The organism is Lysinibacillus sp. GW821-FHT14F06 (genome assembly GCF_058803665.1).
On record NZ_JBXAPF010000011.1, the window covers coordinates 1 to 21737 of the forward strand.

Below are 21737 nucleotides of genomic sequence, written 5' to 3' on the forward strand. Positions count from 1 at the left end.
CGATAAATGAAACCTATCATTTCTAATTATAAAATCATTTGATTAGATGTGTAGAAATCTTAAGTTGACAGCTATGGGCTACTCGACTCCCGTGGGATAGCGAGACAGACGAGAAACTGAGGCCAACACTATGTTGGTCACGAAGGCATTGTCACAGGACGTGACGCACTTAGCCTTCGTTCCTCCAGCGTAGGAAGCGGCTCGTCGCTCGCCCACAGGAAGCCTTGATCTGCGCGAAAGCGAAGCGTCAGCGACAAAGCGAGTAACCTGGAACTTAAATCACCTTCATTTGACTTAGTAGTATTCACAAAGATTCCCTTGACCATTTAGTTTTTCAACACTATGAAAGGTTCTGTTCTCTTTTATGAGGAACAGAACCTTTTTGTTAAGCAACTCTTAATTTTTTCAAAAAATGAATAATGAAAGTAATTGTAAACACAATAATGAGAACTACAAAAAACATATAATGCGGAACATGAACACCAACAATACTAACTAGCATTTTCAGTGCAATAATGCCAATGATGATAAATGCGGTCGTCTCAAGTTCTGGTATTTTTTCAATAATGATTAAAAATAAGCCTGCAATTGTTCTCATCATTAGAATACCTAACATTCCACCGACCAGTAATATCCATATTTGATTGGATATCGCAAATGCGGCAAATATGGCGTCAACCGAAAAAGCAATATCCATTAATTCTACTGAAATGACGGTTGCCCAAAACGTCCCAAAAAGTCGAACCATCAAGCCCGATTTTTTAACTTCTTTGACACTGTCCGCTTCCCCTATTTGTAAGAAATGAGCGACACATAGCCACCCTAAATACAAGGCCCCTAGTAATTTTATAAACCAAAATTCTACCAAATATACACCGATGCCGATAAACAGGAAGCGAAAAAAGTAGGCACCCATCATACCGTACATTAAAGCTCGTTTTCGCTGCTTGTTTGGTAAATGCTTAACAAGTACTGCCAATACAAGTGCATTATCGGCTGAAAGTAACCCTTCGATAACAATAAGTGTTGATATCAATCCCCAAGATACAGGATCTGCTAAAACTTCCTTCCACATGTCCCAATCGAAAAATTGAATGTATGTAGATAGAATCCCTTGGATGATTTCCAATTACATACCCTCCTACTAGTCCTAAGCTAGTCTAGTATATGCTTGACCATTTTCGTTATGAGAAAAATTTCTTTTAATAAAGGACGGTCTCATCAAACTCGATAAACATTGTTTTTTCTCGAATACGTTTCATTATTCTTATACCAGTCATTCTAAACATAAAATAGACACCGAAAATTTAGAATTTACTAAAAATTAATAACAAATTTCTAATAAAATATGCTATCATAGATAAATGTTTTATACGTAAAACGGAGGATGAACACTATGGAAGTTGCTGATACTAAAACTGTGCAAGTAGAGAATGTCTTAATTGCACATCATTTTTTAAAAGATGTAGTCGTGCACACACCACTACAGAAAAACGACTATTTGTCCGAGAAATACGGAGCTAATATTTATTTTAAACGTGAAGATTTACAGCATGTACGCTCATTTAAGCTTCGTGGTGCCTATTATAAAATTAAAAAAATTGAAGAAGAGGCTCGCTCAGCTGGCGTTGTTTGCGCAAGTGCGGGTAATCATGCACAAGGTGTCGCGTATGCCTGTGCGCAATTAAAAATTCATGCAAGTATTTTTATGCCTCAAACTACCCCTAAGCAAAAAATTGATCAAGTGCGTATGTTCGGTCGAGAATATGTGGAAATCATTTTAGCAGGTGATACTTTTGATGATTCTGCTGAAAGTGCATTAGACTACTGTGAAGAACATGGTAAAATCTTTATTCACCCATTTGATGATTTTGATGTAATCGCTGGTCAAGGAACTGTCGCTGTTGAAATTATGAATGATATAGAGGAACCTATTGATTACGTATTTGGTAGCGTCGGTGGCGGAGGATTAATGTCTGGTGTTTCTGCCTATATTAAAAACCTTTCCCCAACAAGTAAAGCTATTGGTGTAGAGCCTGCTGGTGCAGGCAGTATGAAGGCAGCATTTGCAGAGGGCGGTGCGGTGGCACTTGACTGGATTGATAAGTTTGTTGATGGTGCTGCAGTCAAATGCGTTGGTCATCATACCTATGACGTTTGTCGCCGCTATTTAGATGACATCGTACTAGTGCCTGAAGGTAAAGTATGTACAACAATTCTAGATCTTTATAATAAGCATGCGATCATCGCAGAACCTGCTGGTGCATTATCCGTTGCTGCACTCGATTCTTATAAAGAAGAAATTAAAGGGAAATCAGTAGTTGTCATCATTAGCGGTGGTAATAATGACATCGGGCGCATGCAGGAGATTAAAGAAAAGTCTTTAATTCATGAGGGCCTACTTTATTACTTCATCGTTAGCTTCCCTCAACGTGCAGGGGCACTTCGCCAATTCCTCACAAGTGTGCTAGGGCCAAATGATGATATTACGACTTTTGAATATACAAAGAAAAACAATAAAGAGAGTGGACCTGCCTTAGTAGGTATCGAGCTTGGTAATCGTGACGAATATGAAGGTTTACTAGCACGTATGAATGAGTTTGGCTTTAAATATAAAGAAGTAAATAACGACATTCAGCTCTTCGGCTTACTCGTCTAATACAATGAGTCACACTTCTTACGATTTTCTTAAAAGTCAATTTATAAGCTGAAACTATTTTAAATAGTGAGTTCTTATTTAATGTTACACATTATAATGTATAGAAATTAAAAGGATAGAAGAGCTTAAATAAATTCGCTCTATCTATCCTCTTTTTTCCACAAATGACCCTACTACAACAAATTTGTTCGTTAATCAATCTAACTATTTCCGTGTTTGGTGAACTGTAGCTTTGTAATAAGTTTGATCAAAAACATCTCACAAACCAGCATTTTTCTATATACAAAAAGACTCCATTTTGAAAAAGATTGATCAAAATGGAGTCTTTTATTGTAATACTAAGATTGATTTTTATAAAAAAGATTGATTATTTTCTTCCTATGTTGTTCAACAATCGCGCCCTTTAATGGAATAGCTAAACTTCATTTTGTGGCTTTTAAGTGTGTTTCCAAACTTGTATAACGTTATTTGTTTTAAATTTGCATACTTTATAAAGTCATTTTGATTACAAGGCTCAATTCTTCAAACAAAATCAATTAGTGCATCATTTGGGAATGTTTTTGAAATTATTTTGTATAATTTATACAACGATAAAATTCTGTTATAGTAACCTAGGGTTTCTAACTAATTCCTCCATATATATCACAATGAAATTCCATCTCTATGATATGTGAAGAAATAATACCATTTTGCGAGTATTTTCCTCCCACCGCAATTTTATATACAGTATTACCATCAATTAAAGACTCCTCATAACCTAGTTGTGTCCAACTTCCATTAGCGTCCGCAGCTTCCGAAGAAATACCGTTAAATACTGAAAATAGTTGTCTTTCCTTTGATGTATTTTCGTTTAATTGTGTATCAAAAGAACCTTTAAAAATAATGTTTGCTTCTTTGGAACCTATTTTTAACGTTACTGTCTTCGGAACTGACATCGGATTATAACGTTCATTATTTTCTACAACAACAATTGACGCATTAGCTCGCTCTTTTGCTAGCTGTTCAAAGTCTTCTATTTCAATCCAATATTCATCAAGAAAATCTGTTAAAGGCTCCAACTCTAGTTCGAAGTCCTCGTTATTTTCTGCATTTACTCTTTCTATGATAGCTACATATTTTTGATAATATTCTTCTTTTTGCTCTTGCGTTAAGTTCAAAGGAATCGGTTCTACTTCTTCTGTCTTTGTAGTATTAGCCTCGTTTTTAATTGTTCTGGAACGTTCAGTAGCAAACGATTCTGCTGTAGCTTCTATGTTATCAGTTTCATCATTAATACAACCTGATAAAGCCAATGTTCCTAATAAAATGCTTATGTAAAAATATTTTTTCAACATTTCCACCCCATTTAATATTATTAAAAAAGTCACTTTAATAATACCATAAATGGATTTTATTAGGTTTTGAGTGTTTTAAATTCCCAAAGCGGTGTTTGGCAACGATTTTTGCTTACTGATTGTTAATCAGGATAAACTCTTATCGCTTTCTACTCAAAGTAAAATTAGTTTTTGTTTTTCATATTCCCAAATGATATATATAATAATTGCCCTCAGACAGTTGTTTGGATATAGAACTGAATTTTTCAAATTTTGCTATCGCATAATTTCTATCGAAACTCACTAATCCATCCTCGGAATAATCATGATAATAAATCATTTTTAGGATTTCATTTGGACCGTTTTTTAATAAATCACGCCAAGCGGTAAAAATAGAAATAAGGGAAGCAGCTGAATACTCATCAAATAGGGTGACACCAACATTATTAAACCCTATCTCTTTAGGCATTCCAGGCAAGCTAGGGATCCTGCATGGAATCCATGTAAGTGAATCATAAATATATTCAACTATGTTATCTTCAAGTCCAATGTATTCAACAATTAAATCTTTGTAATGCTCTTTATCTCTCCAAAAATATTTAAAAAAATCTTCATCTTGTGTTTCGGTCTTTTTTATTAAATAAAAATCATGCATAAATACCCTCCATATTAATTAAAACCTTTTAATGTAATTACCGTCTTAACATATACTGAAAAAAGCCCCCAAAGCGTTTAGAGACTTTTCTTTGATTACCGTTGTAAATCCGCATAAATCTGACTAGACCCCTAATTCCACAATCTGGCCCTTTAATGAAAACGAGCGCTGATCCTTATTACAGAATCGAGCCCTTTTCTAGAAGATAACTATTTACCAATAACTTCTCCTTTTTTGCTATAAATTTCATAAGCAAAATATCCAAATAATAAACCTATTCCAGATCCCAAACCTATTGTAGACAGTAAGGGGATTGGGAAAAACATGCTGAGAAGTACAGCAACAGCACAACCAATCATCATTCCAAGTGGTATTAAACTATCTAAGAAATTTTGAGCACCTTTGGATTCTTTTTTACCCAGGGTGCCTTTTTTATATTTATGTTTCATTCTCATAACTACAAATATTGCAATCCCACCCACTATTACAAAAGGTAGTAAAATACGTGCAATCTCCAAAGCTAAGCCCATATTAGAACCCTCCCACATTCGCTTTTTAATTGATTCAATTTTAACATGATTTATTCCGTTAAATGGCCCTTTAGCAGAAGAAGGCACAATCCCTTTTCAAGAATAAAAGGCCTTGTAATTGAAGTATAGGAACGATAATAAAATGCAGTTTTAAAGCGTCAATATACAGGTTTTTATTCAGATAACATACTCTGCATAATCTTGGTTTAACAGCATTTCTTGGATTTCGCTCTCTCTCCAAACTTTTGTTTGAGAACGTTATTCCAATATAAATTGCATATTTGATACATACTAGAAAGTTACTGCTCAACACTTAAAAATTTATTATCTTTTATGTCGTAGTTACCGTATTTCCTTGAAAGTACAACCGTTTTTACGGCATATTTTTCATCAGCAAATACTAATAAAAAACGGTCTTCTAAAATATCAATTCCCCCATTATCACCATTAAATTTAATTTCCATTGAATCTTCTATAACTTCATTTGAGGTATAAGGTCCAAATACATCGACTTGAGTCCTATTGAAATCGGTAAGCTTCGTTAAATCAATTTGTGTTTCACTATTTTCTAAAAGGGACTCAATTTCCTTAGCTAAAACCGTGTCTTGACTAGCTCGATTACCTAATAAAGTAACAGCTAAACCTACAGCAACAATACTTAGAATTACATAAACCATTTTTTTCATAACTACTTACATCTCCCTAAATTTTAATATTCCATATTTTAGAAGACGTTAAAAGGTGAGGCTAGTTCCCTGCTAAACATTTCTTAAAAGCTTGTTATTCCACAATCTGACCCGTTTACGGAACAAGAAAAAATCCAGCATATCAACACAAGATTTTTAATCAAACTTTTTTATAAACGTCGCGACTTTATTCAAAACATCTGATCTTTTTTATAAACATCGCAACTTTATTTCAAATCTACATGAACTGCATAAAATTTTGAAATGCCCACATAATAAAAAAAAGTTAAAATAAAAAATGTAATTTTGAAGCTCCTTATAAATTGATCATCTCTAACATCTGTTGCTTCGATGATACTTCTATCTTTTTCAATAGCACATTTTTCACCTCCTTTCCCAAGATTATCATACACTTTATCGAAACTTTTCCTTTGTTTATCGAAAATATCTACATAAAGCAAAAAAACGCCCATACCAATGTATGAGCGTTTTGATTACCCTAATAAAGCACGATCAGAATTCATTTTCTCTCCGCGGATGCGTTCGAATTCTGCCATTAAATCTGGAATCGTCAATTCGTGCTTGCGATCCTCGCCAACCTCTAAAATAATTTGGCCTTTATCCATCATAATTAGACGGTTTCCTAAATCTAATGCTTGCTGCATATTATGCGTAACCATTAATGTTGTTAAGTTATCCTTCTCAACTAAATACTTTGTAATGCGAGTAATTAACTCTGCACGAGAAGGGTCAAGTGCGGCTGTATGCTCATCAAGCAATAAAATAGATGGCTTTGTAAATGTAGCCATTAAAAGTGACAGAGCTTGACGTTCCCCGCCTGACAATAAGCCAACCTTTGCTGATAGACGGTTTTCAAGATTTAAGCCAAGCATCTCTAAAGACTCTTTAAAGAACTCTCGACGTTTTTTATCAACACCGATGCGTATGCCTCTACCTTTATTTCGTGAGTATGCTAATGCTAAGTTTTCTTCAATCGTCATAGTTGGCGCTGTGCCTGCCATTGGATCCTGAAATACGCGACCAATGTAGTGAGAGCGTTTATATTCAGGTAAAGTCGTTACCTCATTTCCATCAATTAACACCGAGCCAAAATCAGGTGTTAAAGCTCCAGAAATCATATTCATCATCGTCGACTTACCAGCACCGTTACTACCGATAATTGTCACGAAATCCCCAGGCTTTAAATGCAAATTAATTTCAGCAAGTGCAACTTTTTCATCAGGTGTGCCTTCATTAAAAACTTTATTAATACCATTTAATTTAAGCAAGGCCTTTCCCTCCTCCTGCTGCACGTTTCACTTTACGTTTGCGCTCCTTACTCTTATTGATAAATTGAGGTAAGATTAGTGCTAGAATAACAATGATTGCTGTGATTAATTTCATATCTCCTGAGTCTAGGAAATCTACACGTAATGCTAGAGCTAAAATAATACGATAAATAATTGCCCCTGCGATGACAGCAAATGTTGTACGCATAATTGTTTTTGTACCAAAGATGGCTTCACCAATAATAACGGATGCCAGACCAATTACAATCATACCAATTCCCATACTTACATCTGAGAATTTCGAATACTGTGCGATTAAAGCTCCAGAAAATGCGACAAGTGCATTAGAAAGCCCTAGCCCTAGAATAATAAGTGTATCTGTATTTGCTGAGAAGCTGCGAATCATTCGCTTATTATCACCAGTTGCTCGGATAGCCAGTCCGACTTCTGTCTTTAAGAACCAGTCTGCAATTAACTTAATTAAAATCGTGATGATTAAAACGACAATTAGCGTACCCCATGTTCCTGGTACTTGCTGAATGCCCATGCCTTTTAATAGGTTATTTAATGCAGCATCGATGCCTAGGTTACTCCAAAATGCCTGAAACTTTGAAAATAACGTTTCTGAGTTCAATAATGGAATATTCGGACGACCTATCGTATTTTCTGCAGTTAACCCCATAATACGTAGGTTAATAGAATATAAAGCAATCATCATTAAAATCCCCGATAATAACGGGTTAATTTTCCCTTTTGTGTGAAGAATTCCAGTCATACATCCTGCAATAAATCCAGCAACAATTGCCACTATAGTCGCTAAGATTGGGTGATAACCAAGCAGTATCATCGTCGCTGCTGTGGCCGCCCCTGTTACAAAGCTTCCATCAACCGTTAAATCCGGAAAATCTAACACACGGAATGTTAAGTACACACCAAGTGCCATAATTGCATAGATGATTCCTTGCTCCACTGAGCCAAATAATGCTGAAAACATCGTTGAATCATCTCCTAAATTTCATAATTAAAATCAATTTCGCCTTGGCGTAATTGCGTCTGGATTTTGAATTGTGCCTGTACAATTCATTCCTTTGAAAATCCATGACATCCGCCGGAGGCTTTATCTTCATTCAATAGGTGTTTGGATACCCATTGAAAAGGAAACCAAAACCACATTCATCTCACCACCTGTAGAGGTGGGAGTCTTCAGCTGAATGAAGATAAATGAAGATAAAGCGGGGATAGTTCTCCCCCGCTTTGCTCTAAAAATGATGATTAGGGCATTACTTGTCTAAAAGCTCCGCGCCCCAGGAATCTTTAATGTCGATTCCTAAATCATCTGCCACTTTTTTATTGATTAATAGTTTTAAGTTTTGTGGGTATTGTGCTGGTGTATCAGCTGGTGTTGCTTCGCCTTTTAGAATTTTCACAGCCATTTGCCCAGCCTCATAGCCAATATCGAAATACTCAAATCCGTATGCTGCTAAGCCGCCACGAGCAACAGAATCAAGCTCTCCTACAACAAGTGGTAATTTATTTGCATTCGCTACATCAATGACAGATTCTAATGCAGAAACTACTGTATTATCAGTAATAATATAGAAAGCATCTGCTTTACCAATTAATGATTCCGTTGCTTGTTTTACCTCTGCAGAAGTTGCCGCAGATGCTTCAACAACTGTTAGGCCTTGCTCGCCCATAACTTTTTTCACTTCTTTTACTTGTGCTACTGAGTTTTGCTCTCCAGCATTGTAGACCATACCAACGTTTTTAGCACCAAGCTCTTTTAAGAATGCTACAGTTTTAGAAATCGTTTCAGGATGTAAATCGATTGTACCTGTAATATTTTTACCAGGCTTCTCCATTGATTCGATTAACTGTGCGCCAATCGCGTCTGTAACAGAAGTAAAGATAATAGGAATATCGCTAGTTGCAGTTGCTGCAGCCTGTGCAGATGGTGTAGAGTTAGCAAAGATTAAATCTACATTTGCGCTCACTAGATTGTTAGCTATTGTTGTGTTTAGGCTGTTATCACCCTGTGCGATTTGTGGATCATATTCCACTTTTAAGCCCGCGTCATCAATTGCTTTTTTGAAGCCATCAGTTGCAGCATTTAAAGATGGATGCTCCACTATTTGAGTAATCCCAATTTTATATGTTTTTTCTGATTCCTTGCTGCTCTCGCTTGCATTATTTTTCTCGTCTCCCTTTGAATCAGATGAACTAGAACCACCGCTACCACAAGCAGCAAGTAACAATACTAATCCAAACAATAGGAACGAAAGCTTTTTTAAATTGCCCTTCACAAATAATCCCCCCGACTATTTTCTCTGATATCTATCACACTTCACTCAAACAAAGTGTGAACGTATCGCTATATTATCGTGATTATCAAGGTTCGTCAACAACATTATGAATGTTCTGACTTTTACATTGACGAAATATTTTAGTTTTTCATTCAATTTGTCGCTTTAAACCGCTAAACTACGCTGTTTTACTAAAGTGAATTCTTTTTCTAACATAATAAAATTTTTTATGACAATTTTGCGAAGTTATTTAATGGGCATCAACAAAATAAAAAACTTTTATTTTTCTGATATTTGATTTCTAATTCATACACAAAAAAGCCTGACAATTTTTCAATAGAAATGTCAGGCTTATTTTATCGTTTTACTTTTTCAAAATATCTACTAACCAGCTACTTTGTGGTAAAGGGATATCAGGGAAACAAACATAAGTTTGCGCAACACCTTGAATTGCCGAATAAAAACAACCTGCGAGTGCTTTAGGATCTCCCTCTCGAATTACCCCTTTAGCTTGGCCTACATTAACTAAACTTTCAAATTCCTTAGAGGCGGCGATATCCTTAGACACTTGTTGAATTGTATCCGGTAAGTTACTTGCAATCTGTGCTTGTGCAACTAACATAAATAATTTTGCTGATAACGGATAAGTTTTAAAAGAATCCAGTATCATCCTAACCATCGTATTTAAATGCTCTAAAGGATGCTCTAATTCCTCTTCAGAAATATGAATATCAGACATACTTGCTTTAGCTCGTTCTAATAGTTCAAGGTATACCTCTTCTTTAGAGCCGAAATAATGAAACAGTAATCCTTGGCTAATTCCAAATATGTCTGCAATCTCTTTCGTTGTAGTTCCATGGTAACCATTTCTTATAAACAAATCCAAGCCCGCGTTTAGAATTTGCTCTCGTCTAACTTCCTTCTGTTCGCGGCGTTTATTCATTTCATCATAACCTCCTGCACTGATACAGCATTGAAGCTTTTTTTATAGAGTAACATAATGACCTCATATGAAACAGCAAAGATTACAAGGGAAAGTACTATCACCTTTATATCTGGTGTCATCGGAATAGCCATTGTAGAAGATTTAGCTAGTGCATCAAACAAAAATTTAGACAAAATAATCGCATAAAATGTTCCAATAATAAATCCAATGTAAGCAATTATACGGAATCCTGACAAGACTATACGGTTACATTCTGAATCCGTATAGCCAAAAGCTTTCATCAATGCTAAATATTTTCGATTAGAGGAAATAATAACCTTTACAACAATACTAATTGTTAAAATACTTAAAGCTAAACCAATTATGATAAATAAAAATGATAAAGCCACATACGTTCCCTTTTGCTGAGAGCTTGAATCGATTATATCTTCATGTTTTGAAACAAATATATGCTGTTTGTTGTCAAACTCTATATTGTCATCCGTAAATACACCATTATATTCTTCTTTTCCTAAGATGCCAGCTTTGTTCGCAGTTTCAATACTACTATAAACTATTTCTCCATACACTGATTGCTCAACAGCGGTTATAGGTAGTTGATAAACATCATTATTTATATATATCTTTACTGTATCCCCAATCGACAAATCATATTTCTTACGCATCCAATCATTCACAACAATACCTTCTTGCTTTGAAATATCTATGTTGTCCTGTTTTTGAATACTATAGAGTTTAAAAAGAGACAAACTGTTAGATAATGACATAAATTGTCCATTGTTCAATACATTACCGTTTGGAAATTCAAATCTACAATCTATCGCAAAATAGGGTATTCCTGAGTCCAAAGATTCCATTGTCTTAGCCTCATTATATCGAACATTACTTTCATACTCGACTCCCTGAAGTGTTAATGAAGATACCTTATCAGCCAATGTTTGCAAAGAAAAAGCAATTTGTAAATTTGCACTAGCCATAAACCCTGTGAGCAAAGTCAATAAAACTAATAAAATATTATTAGCAATAATTGATTTAAATACTATTTTCTTAAAGGGTTTAGTTTCTCTAATTTTTTTTCTTCGTTTAACAAAAACATTTAATTTTACTGCCTCTGCATTATGAATCATTTCTAATGGTGTCTTCCGTAAGGTAAATACTGCAACTCCAAACGCTAGTATAGAGAAAAACAGCGCTGGAATTGTTGTAAATAGAATGAACTGTACAGTATCAAATTTTTGTAACACATTAGGTACAAGAAATGTAGAATTGATTCGATTAATAAACAGTGGGCTAATTATATAGGAAGTTAGATATCCTATTATTCCACCTATTAATATAAATACTCCTACTATTAGATATCTTTTAGCAATCTGTACGGTAGAATAGCCAAGTGCTTTGAAAACACCCATATCAGATTTTGTTTCATTTATATTTTGGATTATGGTTATAGTAAGTAGTATTACTATGGTTAATATCAGGAAGCATAGGGCGCTTATCAGACAGACTTTAAACATTTTTTCTTTCGCAATTAATGTAGATAGTATTTGAGGATTATCCTCTTTGCTTACTACTGACTTTACACTTGGATTCAAAAGCATTTTTTCTAGGAAATTTTGCTTTTGCTTCTCTGACAAATGCTCAGAAAATCGACCAGAATAACTTATTCTCTCTTGTTCATCCCACATTGAGTACATTTCTTCACTACATAGTATAAATGCCTGATTATTTGATTTATAAGTTATACCATTATCCGCTACAACCGGAGTGACTGCGTCTGGTAAAGTAAAAACGCCACTAATAAAATAGGATGTATTGCCGATAGCAACTGAATCGCCTACTGTCAGTTCATTCTGCTTGGAAAAATTTCTATCTATCGCAATTTCATTCATTTCGTTAGATGCTACACCTTCAGCATACATTGGTATGTCTATGCTACGTGTATTTTTCATTACACGAAATATATTATTCTCATCATAAATAATTTTGTATGTTAGCGGTTCATATGTAAAAGAATATTTGTTGGAAAGATCTTCTATTGTCTCTTCTTTCTGTAGAGTAAGCGTAAAATCCTGTTGATTTTGCCTTGCTAGAACCTTTTTTATAGAACTTGTGTTTTGAAGATAGAAAACTAGTAATGAACAAATAAACATAGAAAAGACAACAACTAATACTAACGGATATTGTTTATTTAATTTCATCAGTGCACACCAACCCTTTTTACCATTTTATCTCGTTCACATTACGTGGATGAGCATTGTAAATAATTTCTACTATGTTTCCGCTAGTCATCTTAATTACTTTCGATGCAATTTGAGCAATACTAACATTATGGGTTACCATAATAATTGTAAATTTCAATTGATTTTGAAGCCGTTTCAAGTATGTTAATATTTGTTTGCTTGTTTCTTCGTCCAATGCTCCGGTTGGCTCATCACAAAATAAAAAATCAGGTTTCTTTGCTAATGCACGTGCAATTGACACTCGTTGCTGCTGTCCTCCTGAAAGTTCATAAGGAAGACGATGTTCTAATCCACTTAGTCCTACTCCATCAATTATTTCAGTAATATTTTGATTTCCTTTTAAATCAGCCCCCATCTTTACGTTAGATTCCACATTTAAAAATGGGAGTAAGTGATATGCTTGAAAAATAAAAGCTGTCTTGTCTCGTCTAAACATGGTCAGTTCCTTCTGATTTAATCCACAAATCTCGTAGTCATCATACATTACGCTTCCTGAATCAGGCTGCTCTAACCCAGAAATTACATTTAGAAGTGTAGATTTACCAGATCCAGAGGGACCTAGAATTACTACGAATTCTCCCTCATCAATAGACAAAGAAACTGAATTTAGCGCGTAAAGCAATTCATCCCCATTTTGATAACATTTAACCAAATTCTCTACTCTTAACATATACAACCTCCAAAATTTTATTAATTGATTAATTAATCAATTAATAAAACAATATTATTGATTAATTAATTTGTCAATAATAGAATAGATATTTCTGACATTTGACTTCAGTCAGCTTTCTATACTAAAATATTTAACTGTGTGAAAAGCACCGTGGTTCGTAACCATCCCACGCAAAAAAACTAAGGAGAAATGAATATGAAAATAAAGTTTTTAGCGGCAAGTGGCATTATTGCAGCACTTTATATTGCTGTTACATTGCTAGTCGCACCATTCGGCTTTACAGAGGTCCAGTTCCGTGTATCAGAAATTTTTAATCATCTTGTGGCCTTTAATCCACGCTTTGCCATTGGAGTTATTCTTGGGGTATTTATCTCTAATCTTTTTTCACCATTAGGCATCTATGATTTAGTATTTGGTGTAGGACACTCCATGATTACTCTGGGACTGCTTATTTTAATCTGTAAATTTGTTAAAAATATTTGGGCACGTTTAATCATCAACACATTCTTATTTACATGCACAATGTTCATCATCGCCTTTGAATTGAACTTAGCTTTAGAATTACCGTTCTTCTGGACATGGTTAACTGTTGCTGCCGGTGAATTTGTTGTCTTAGCAGTTGGTGCACCGATTATGTATATATTGAATAAACGCTTAAACTTTAATCAATTGATTTAACAGACGAGTCTTCTAGATTCGTCTTTTTTATGCTCTTGACAGTTTTCTGAAAATATTCTACAATTCTTTTCAATAATAACTGCAAAGAAAAAGAATAGTAGCAAGCAGTAGTACTTAAAGAGAGCTGATGGCTGGTGTAAATCAGTAGTACTTACTTGTGAATGGACTTTGGAGCAGCCTCATCAAATGTGAGGTCGAGTTTACTCCCCGTTACTGGAGTATAAAAGTGCGCAATTTTTGCGAACAAAGGTGGCACCACGGTTACTCGTCCTTTTTACCAGAAGGATTGAAGTGACTTTTTTTATGGAAAAATTAGAAAGAGGAGTCGAGAGAGATGGGTACAGTAGCAGAGAAAAAAGGATATTTCGGTGAATTTGGCGGTAGCTTTGTTCCTGAAGAGCTTCAAAATGTATTGAATATTTTAGATGGAAACTTCCAGAAATTCAAAGACGATGAAGACTTTAAAAATGAGCTAGACTATTATTTCCGTGAATATGTGGGGCGCAAATCCCCGCTTTATTTTGCAGAGAATTTAACAAAGCAATTAGGTGGCGCAAAAATTTATTTAAAGCGTGAAGATCTTAACCATACAGGTTCACATAAAATCAATAATGTTTTAGGACAGATTTTACTAGCAAAACGTATGGGTGCTAATCGTGTTATTGCTGAAACAGGTGCTGGACAGCATGGCGTAGCAACGGCAACTGCTTGTGCAATGTTTGGTATGGATTGCACAATCTATATGGGCTTAGAGGATACAAAACGCCAAGCATTAAATGTGTTTCGTATGGAGCTTCTTGGTGCAAAGGTAGTCGCCGTTGATAAAGGTCAAGGACGACTAAAGGATGCGGTTGATGAAGCATTCGCTGACTTAGTAGAAAACTATGAAACTACTTTCTACTTATTAGGTTCAGCAGTAGGACCACATCCATTCCCATCCATGGTAAAACATTTCCAATCAGTTATTAGTCGTGAAAGCCGTGAACAAATTTTAGAAAAAGAAGGAAAGCTACCAACAGCTGTACTTGCCTGTGTAGGTGGGGGTAGTAATGCCATTGGTGCGTTTGCAGAGTATATTTCAGATGAGGGTGTTCGTCTCATCGGTATTGAGCCCGATAAGGCTGCCTCACTTAATGAAGGAACTCCAGGTGATTTACACGGTTTTAGATGTTTAGTGCTGCAGGATGCAGAGGGTAATCCACTGCCAACCTATTCGATTGCCGCTGGTTTAGATTACCCTGGAGTAGGCCCAGAGCATAGCTACTTAAAAACAATTGGTCGTGGTGAATATGTTACTGTGACAAACGAGGAAGTGCTTGAAGCATTCCAGGTTCTGTCTAAAGTTGAGGGCATTATTCCAGCACTCGAAAGCTCTCATGCTGTGGCACATGCTCTTAAATTAGCCCCAACTCTATCGCCTGAAGAAAGTATTATTATTAATATCTCAGGTCGTGGGGATAAGGACGTAGAGCAAGTATTCCAAATGCTAAATAAATAATATTCTATTGTTAGTAAAAGAGCGACTTCCTGCTGGAAATCGCTCTTTTTATTATACAAGTGTACTTAATTTGGGATAAATTTCTGCCACATTATCTCTTAGTTTCGCTTTTAGGAATTTCCCTACAGATGTCTTTGGAATTTCCTCTAAAAATACAACATCATCTGGTACCCACCATTTTGCAAATTGGCTTTCTAAGAATGCTAGTAGCTCCTCTTCTGTTGCAGACTTTCCTTCCTTCAACACAACACAAGCTAAAGGTCGTTCTTGCCACTTGGCATGGGGAATCGCTATAACTGCCGCTTCCAAAATGGCATCATGTGTCATTAACGCGTTTTCTAAATCCACTGAGGAAATCCATTCCCCTCCCGACTTGATTAAATCCTTTGTACGATCCGTTATTTTAATAAAACCATCTTCTGTTCGAACTGCAATATCTCCTGTATATAGCCAGCCGTCTCGATAGGCATCGGCGGTACGTTCATCACGATAGTATTCATGGGAAATCCATGGGCCACGTAAGCGTAGCTCACCCATCGTTTCTCCGTCCCATGGTACCTCTCCATTGTCATTCACAATACTGGATTCAATGCCTGCCATTGTCATTCCTTGCATAGCTCGTGATTCAATTCTCTTGTCAATTGGCCATTCATCCATCCAAGACATATAATTCGATAATGCTACGATTGGTGTTGTTTCTGTCATGCCATACACAACAATATATGGTATACCATATGTTTCTTCAAATGTACGAATTAGGCGAGTTGGTGAAGCTGAGCCACCACAACAGATTGCACGTAATGAACGAATATCTCGTTCACGCTTCTCTAGCTCCTGTAATGCGCCAATCCAAATGGTTGGTACTCCAGCTGTTAGTGTGACCTTTTCCTGCTCCACTAAATCCAAAATTAAGGCTGATGTAAAATGCGGACCTGGTAATACTTGTGTTGCACCGACATTAACGCTTGCAAAAGGTAGACCCCATGCATTTGCATGAAACATCGGCACTATAGGCATTACAATATCCCGCTCGGCAATCCCCATGGAATCAGACATACTCAGCATTATGCTGTGTAATACTAAGCCTCTATGTGAATAAACAACCCCCTTCGGATTTCCAGTTGTCGCACTTGTATAGCACATACCAGCAGGTGCATTCTCGTCTAAATCCTCTGGAAATTGATAATTTTCATCAGCCGCTGCTAATAGCTCCTCATAGGATAATGCATTTGGCAATGTTGTTTCAGGCAAAACGTCATCATCTGTCATAATAATAAAATGTTTCACTGTCTTAAGCTCTGGCGCAATGTTTTCAATGATTGGTACAAGATCCTGATCAATCATTAAAATCTCATCCTCTGCATGATTAATAATATATATTAAATGCTCTTCTGAGAGTCTTATATTCACCATATGCAAAACCGCACCTGAGCATGGTACTGCAAAATATGCCTCTAAATGGCGGTGCTGATTCCATGCAAAGGAGCCAATTTTCGCTCCTCTTTTCATTCCTAGCTTCGTTAGTGCATCTGCTAAACGACGTGTTCTTTTTGCCCACTCTCCATATGTGAGACGGTGAATTTTTTCTGGACTTGTCCGAGAAACTATCATCTTTCTAGCAAAATAACTTTCTGCTCGTTTAAAAAAACTTGTTAAAACCAATGGCGTTTGCATCATAAAACCATCCATCCCTTCATCTCGTAAACTTTTCCCCTTATAGAATATTAATGGCGATTATTTACCTGAATACTATTAATATTCTGAATATGATTATATTTTAATTTTATAAATTACGCTATATATTCCAATAATTTTCTTTTTATTGTTAACTTTTTCTAAAGTCATATAAAAAAACAGATAACGAAAACTAGTTGTGTAATCGTCATCTGTTTCATATGAACAGTATTTATTTATGAAATTGCTTTTGTTTGTAGCTTGATTTTTAATTTTTCCAGCATATCAACTGTCATTTTCGCTAGATCATACTCCGCTTTAAAGCCCCATTCTTTTTGGGCGGCTTCTATATTTAAAGAATTAGGCCAACTATCTGCAATCGCTTGACGCACTGGATCTACATTATAATCCATACGGAAATGCGGTAAATGCTTCTTAATTTCAGCTGCAAGCTGGGCTGGCTCAAAGCTCATTGCTGTAATATTGAAGGCATTGCGATGAATCAAGTTATTGCTATCAGCTTCCATTAAATCAATAATTGCCTGTAAAGCATCTGGCATATACATCATATCCATATACGTGCCTTTTTGAATATAGGAAGTGTACTTGCCTTGTTCAATCGCTTCATAGAAAATCTCAACAGCATAGTCTGTTGTACCACCTCCTGGAGGCGTTACATACGAAATTAACCCTGGGAATCGCACACCACGTGTATCTAAGCCAAAGCGATTGTAATAATAATCACATAGAAGTTCACCAGCTACTTTGTTCACACCATACATTGTTGTAGGTCGCTGTAACGTATCCTGTGGCGTATTGTCCTTCGGTGTTGATGGACCAAATGCACCTATTGAGCTCGGTGTAAAAAATTGTAGATCTAACTCGCGTGAAACCTCTAATGCATTCATTAAGCCACCCATATTTAAATTCCATGCCAGCAATGGATTTCTTTCAGCTGTTGCAGATAATAATGCCGCTAAATGCATCATTGTGTCTGCACCGAAATCCTTTGCTAAATCATGCATTCTTTGTCCATCTGTCACGTCCAATATTTCAAATGGGCCCTTAGTATGTTCTAGCTTTCTAATATCTGTAGCAAGTATGTTGTCCTCTCCATAAATGCTACGAAGTTTTTCTACAAGCTCAGAACCAATTTGACCAAGTGCTCCAGTAACAATAATCTTTTCCATTTCTCCAAACCTCCACCTATGAACAATTGTACTTACTGAAAGTACATTTAAATGTATATAAACATTGATTTAATAACACTTTAGATGAATTTCATTATAATGTGTTCATATAAAAAACACAACATTTAAGTTTATATTTTTACAAAACACCAAGTATCATTCCTTATTCTCAGTATATGAGCTCTAAAAAATATTGTGCTGAAAAAACATATAAAATACATATGTACTTTCCAAAAGAACAATTATCCATTTTTTTCATATTAAATTGAAGGCTTTTACCATAAAAAAGAACCTCACTTTGTATGTAAACAAAGTGAGGTTCTCTTATTTATTATATTGAAAATCGCTTTACGGCAATTTGTAGAACTTTTGATACTTTCCGTAACTCTTTTATATAACTATGGAATTGTTGCTGTGCTGTTAATTGATCTGTTGTTAGTGTAGCTACATGCTTGGTCGAAGCAGCATTTGTATTAGAAAACGTCGTTAACATCACAGCATCCTCACTAACCTTTTTCGTGTGATTAGCAATCTCCCGGACCGTGGAAGATACTTCCATAATATATGGCTTAATGGTATGTACTTTTTCTAGTATTTGATCGAAGCTTATAGCTGTTTTTCCCGTTACATGAACACCTTTCTCTGTTGCAGCTAATACACCTTCCATCATTTGCACGGCATAGCTTGAATCAAGATGAATATTTTGAACAATGGACGTAATGGTTTGTGTTGATTGAACTGTCTGCTCTGCAAGTTTACGAACTTCATTTGCCACTACTGCAAATCCTTTGCCGTGCTCTCCTGCTCGTGCGGCTTCAATTGATGCATTTAAAGCTAGAAGATTTGTTTGTGCAGTAATATTTTCAATCACTTCCACCATTTGGTCGATTGTGGATGCTCTTTCAACCAAATTAAAGATGGCTGTATTTGATTTTTCAACCGCCTTCTTAATATTCTGTATTTGTGTTAAATTTGCTTGTACAATTTCTGTGCCGCTTTCTGCATCACGTGCAGTTTTATGAGCAAAGTTTTCTACAACCTGTACTTTTTCTAAAATAATTTGCACACCATTCAGTACTTCTTCCAATGATGCTGTATTGGAAGCCAACTTAGTGGTCGAGGCAGCTGTTGAATCTGAAATAGACTGTACGTCCTTCGCAATCTTGTGCGTTGTGGTAGATGATCGCTCCGAGGATTCTTGCAGTTTCCCAGTCATTTCTTCCACCTCATGTGCGCTATTTGTTACAGTATGAAGCAGCATTTTTACCTCATTTACCATTTGGTTGTAAGATAACACTACCTCACCTAATTCGTCATGGGCGACATAGCTAGCATTTGCTGTAAAATCGCCTTGCTCTGCTCGCTTTAATAAAGATTTCAATTGACGGGTTGGTACATTCACTGCCTTTGTGGCTATAAATCCAATAAAAATAACTAACAATACGACAAATAAACATACCCCACCAAGTAACCAATATCCAAATTGTACATCCTTTTGGTAGCTTGATTGTTGTTCCTTAGCACGCTGTACCAAATAGCTTTGAGTTTCTTCTAATAGTGTATGGCTTTGCTGGCTTACAGTTAAAAAGGACAATGTATAAAACTGCTGTTGTTCCTTTGGCTTCAATTGTTTATAGCTTTCAATTAAATCCATCTGCTGTGCAAGTAAGGTCTTGTATTTCTTCATTTGATGATCCATCTTTTTATCGACTTCTAGACTCACTAAATGATCTAAAGGCTGCTCCATGCTTTTGAGTATGGTAGTCATTTCTTGATAAGATCCTGCTGTATCCACTAAATAATCTAGTTGTCGTTGTGATTCTTCTAGTTCGTTTAACCAACCAATCGGTACTAGTCCTTGTGTATAGCTCTCGCTTGCATTCCAGGACATTTTCCTTAGATAATCCACACTAAAAATACCTAGCAGTACATTTGAAAGCACACAAACTATCATTAGTACAAGTAGCTTGTCCTTCACCATAATGTAACGAAAAAATTGCATGATCCTTGGCTCCTTCTCCAGCTCTTACCAATAATCATAGTATCCAGATATAAAGCTAGTGTTATGTTTTTGTAAATATTGTTCGAAGAGTTATGAAGCATCAATAATTTGTAAATAAAATATTAAATTATTTAAGACATCCTTGATTTCATGTTCCTCTTATAATTTGCAACCTTCCACTCCTTCCAATCGTTTGGTATTAATAGTAGCATTTAGGAAATAGGAGGTGTTTGAGTGTTACAGTTCAAAAAACTAGATAAGAGTTTAGTCATTTGCTTGCTGTTACTTGGTCTAATTAGTTGTCTCTTCGTCCACTCTAGCAGTTCGGTATATGAACAATATTCAAGCTCTTTTATCATCAAGCAGTCTCTATACTACCTTATCGGGTTTGTCACAATGTGTGGGGTAGCTACACTTGATATAGAACAACTAAAAAAGATTGGCTGGCCTTTTTATATAGTCGTGGTTCTATTAACATTCGGATTATTTATTGCACCTGAAAGTATAGCTAGAACAGTCAATGAGGCAAAGCGCTGGTATCAAATTCCATTATTAGGTTCATTCCAGCCATCAGAGTTTTTAAAGTTCGCATTTTTAATTGTTGTCAGCAAAGTTATTGTTGCACATCAGGAAAAATATAAGCACCCCTCCTTTTTAACAGATATGCGGCTCCTATTTACAATTGCTGTCATTACGATTCCACCAACACTTGCTGTTTATAAGGAACCTGACACAGGTATGACAATGCTTTATATGGCGATGATTCTACCGATGCTTTTCTTTTCAGGTATTCAGAAAAAGTTGCTGCTAATATTAGCGGCTATACCAGTATCGATTATTAGCATTGTGGTTATTCTTTATGTAAAATTTAATGATTTTTTTACAGAAAGGGTTCTAAGTAAATTATCTGGACATCAAATTTCACGAATTTATGGCTGGCTACAGCCTTATGAATATCCAGATTCATCTTTTCAAACTAGGCAAGGCTTTTTAGCAATTGGCTCTGGAGGATTCACAGGAAAAGGATACTTACATAACAATGTCTATGTTGTGGAAAAACATACAGATTTCATTTTTGCAAATATCGCAGAGGAGGCAGGCTTCCTTGGGGCAGCATTCGTCATCACCCTTTTATTTTTTGTGATTTACCGTATTGTCCTCGTTACAGTAGAGGCAAAGGATCCGTTTATGACGCTGATGGGAGCAGGTATTGCTAGTTTATTGGCCTTCCAAATTACTCAAAACATTGGTATGACAATTGGACTTTTACCCGTAACAGGTATGACGTTGCCGTTTTTAAGCTATGGAGGAAGTTCCCTTTTATCAAATTTCATGCTAATGGGTATTGTGATGATTATCTATAAATCTTATAGCTCTTACATGTTTAAAGCTGAGGAGTAG

18 protein-coding genes, 1 riboswitch and 1 other annotated feature are annotated in these 21737 nt (G+C 35.8%); of the genes, 4 read left to right on the forward strand and 14 right to left on the reverse strand.

Features of this window, described 5'->3' with window-relative positions; genetic code table 11:
• Positions 1–385: 385 nt before the first annotated feature.
• Positions 386–1129, reverse strand: coding sequence for a TerC family protein (locus tag AC1RNS_RS11780; protein ID WP_492992822.1), 744 nt, complete (start codon positions 1127–1129; stop codon positions 386–388).
• 267 nt (positions 1130–1396) lie between these two features.
• Here AC1RNS_RS11780 and ilvA point away from each other — a divergent pair, with 267 nt between their 5' ends.
• Entirely contained in the window at positions 1397–2659 is a 1263-nt protein-coding gene (ilvA, locus tag AC1RNS_RS11785) for a threonine ammonia-lyase IlvA (protein ID WP_492992823.1), read from the forward strand.
• Positions 2660–3279: 620 nt separating this feature from the next.
• Here the strand turns inward: ilvA and AC1RNS_RS11790 are convergent.
• The 10 genes from AC1RNS_RS11790 to AC1RNS_RS11835 form a co-directional block, all read right to left on the reverse strand.
• Entirely contained in the window at positions 3280–3990 is a 711-nt protein-coding gene (locus AC1RNS_RS11790) for a hypothetical protein (protein WP_492992824.1), read from the reverse strand.
• Between the two features lie 181 nt (positions 3991–4171).
• On the reverse strand, positions 4172–4627 hold the full coding sequence (locus tag AC1RNS_RS11795) for a hypothetical protein (protein ID WP_492992826.1): 456 nt from the start codon (positions 4625–4627) through the stop codon (positions 4172–4174).
• A 209-nt stretch (positions 4628–4836) separates the two neighbouring features.
• Positions 4837–5157 (reverse strand): hypothetical protein, encoded by a 321-nt coding sequence (locus AC1RNS_RS11800; protein ID WP_492992828.1) that lies wholly within the window; start codon positions 5155–5157, stop codon positions 4837–4839.
• A 299-nt stretch (positions 5158–5456) separates the two neighbouring features.
• Entirely contained in the window at positions 5457–5843 is a 387-nt protein-coding gene (locus AC1RNS_RS11805; protein WP_492992829.1) for a hypothetical protein, read from the reverse strand.
• A 494-nt stretch (positions 5844–6337) separates the two neighbouring features.
• On the reverse strand, positions 6338–7132 hold the full coding sequence (locus tag AC1RNS_RS11810; protein ID WP_492992830.1) for an ABC transporter ATP-binding protein: 795 nt from the start codon (positions 7130–7132) through the stop codon (positions 6338–6340).
• Positions 7125–8126 carry an ABC transporter permease gene (locus tag AC1RNS_RS11815; protein WP_492992832.1) on the reverse strand — a complete coding sequence of 334 codons (1002 nt, stop codon included), beginning with the start codon at positions 8124–8126 and terminating at the stop codon, positions 7125–7127. The genes AC1RNS_RS11810 and AC1RNS_RS11815 overlap by 8 nt, the downstream gene beginning before the upstream one ends.
• Positions 8127–8412: 286 nt before the next feature.
• Positions 8413–9435 carry an ABC transporter substrate-binding protein gene (locus AC1RNS_RS11820; protein ID WP_492992834.1) on the reverse strand — a complete coding sequence of 341 codons (1023 nt, stop codon included), beginning with the start codon at positions 9433–9435 and terminating at the stop codon, positions 8413–8415.
• Between the two features lie 364 nt (positions 9436–9799).
• Entirely contained in the window at positions 9800–10378 is a 579-nt protein-coding gene (locus tag AC1RNS_RS11825; RefSeq protein ID WP_492992835.1) for a TetR/AcrR family transcriptional regulator, read from the reverse strand.
• On the reverse strand, positions 10375–12579 hold the full coding sequence (locus tag AC1RNS_RS11830; RefSeq protein WP_492992837.1) for an FtsX-like permease family protein: 2205 nt from the start codon (positions 12577–12579) through the stop codon (positions 10375–10377). Before AC1RNS_RS11830 ends, AC1RNS_RS11825 begins: the two co-directional genes overlap by 4 nt.
• A gap of 19 nt (positions 12580–12598) precedes the next feature.
• Positions 12599–13291: an ABC transporter ATP-binding protein gene (locus tag AC1RNS_RS11835; protein ID WP_492992839.1), complete on the reverse strand. Its 693-nt coding sequence runs from the start codon at positions 13289–13291 to the stop codon at positions 12599–12601.
• A gap of 147 nt (positions 13292–13438) precedes the next feature.
• A riboswitch (PreQ1 riboswitch) is annotated at positions 13439–13483 on the forward strand.
• 6 nt (positions 13484–13489) lie between these two features.
• Between AC1RNS_RS11835 and AC1RNS_RS11840 the strand changes: the two genes are divergently transcribed.
• Both AC1RNS_RS11840 and trpB read left to right on the forward strand, forming a co-directional pair.
• On the forward strand, positions 13490–13972 hold the full coding sequence (locus tag AC1RNS_RS11840; RefSeq protein ID WP_492992840.1) for a QueT transporter family protein: 483 nt from the start codon (positions 13490–13492) through the stop codon (positions 13970–13972).
• A gap of 75 nt (positions 13973–14047) precedes the next feature.
• Positions 14048–14248 (forward strand) — a binding site (T-box leader).
• A gap of 58 nt (positions 14249–14306) precedes the next feature.
• Positions 14307–15470, forward strand: coding sequence for a tryptophan synthase subunit beta (gene trpB, locus AC1RNS_RS11845; protein WP_492992842.1), 1164 nt, complete (start codon positions 14307–14309; stop codon positions 15468–15470).
• A 51-nt stretch (positions 15471–15521) separates the two neighbouring features.
• On the opposite strand, the gene AC1RNS_RS11850 is transcribed toward trpB, so the two are convergent.
• From AC1RNS_RS11850 to AC1RNS_RS11860, 3 genes are all read right to left on the reverse strand, one after another.
• A complete protein-coding gene (locus AC1RNS_RS11850) occupies positions 15522–17147 on the reverse strand; it encodes a long-chain fatty acid--CoA ligase (protein ID WP_492992986.1) in 1626 nt (541 codons plus the stop codon).
• Positions 17148–17380: 233 nt separating this feature from the next.
• Positions 17381–18334 carry an L-threonine 3-dehydrogenase gene (locus AC1RNS_RS11855; protein WP_492992844.1) on the reverse strand — a complete coding sequence of 318 codons (954 nt, stop codon included), beginning with the start codon at positions 18332–18334 and terminating at the stop codon, positions 17381–17383.
• A 331-nt stretch (positions 18335–18665) separates the two neighbouring features.
• Positions 18666–20336 carry a methyl-accepting chemotaxis protein gene (locus AC1RNS_RS11860; RefSeq protein ID WP_492992845.1) on the reverse strand — a complete coding sequence of 557 codons (1671 nt, stop codon included), beginning with the start codon at positions 20334–20336 and terminating at the stop codon, positions 18666–18668.
• A 234-nt stretch (positions 20337–20570) separates the two neighbouring features.
• Here AC1RNS_RS11860 and AC1RNS_RS11865 point away from each other — a divergent pair, with 234 nt between their 5' ends.
• On the forward strand, positions 20571–21737 hold the full coding sequence (locus AC1RNS_RS11865; RefSeq protein WP_492992847.1) for an FtsW/RodA/SpoVE family cell cycle protein: 1167 nt from the start codon (positions 20571–20573) through the stop codon (positions 21735–21737).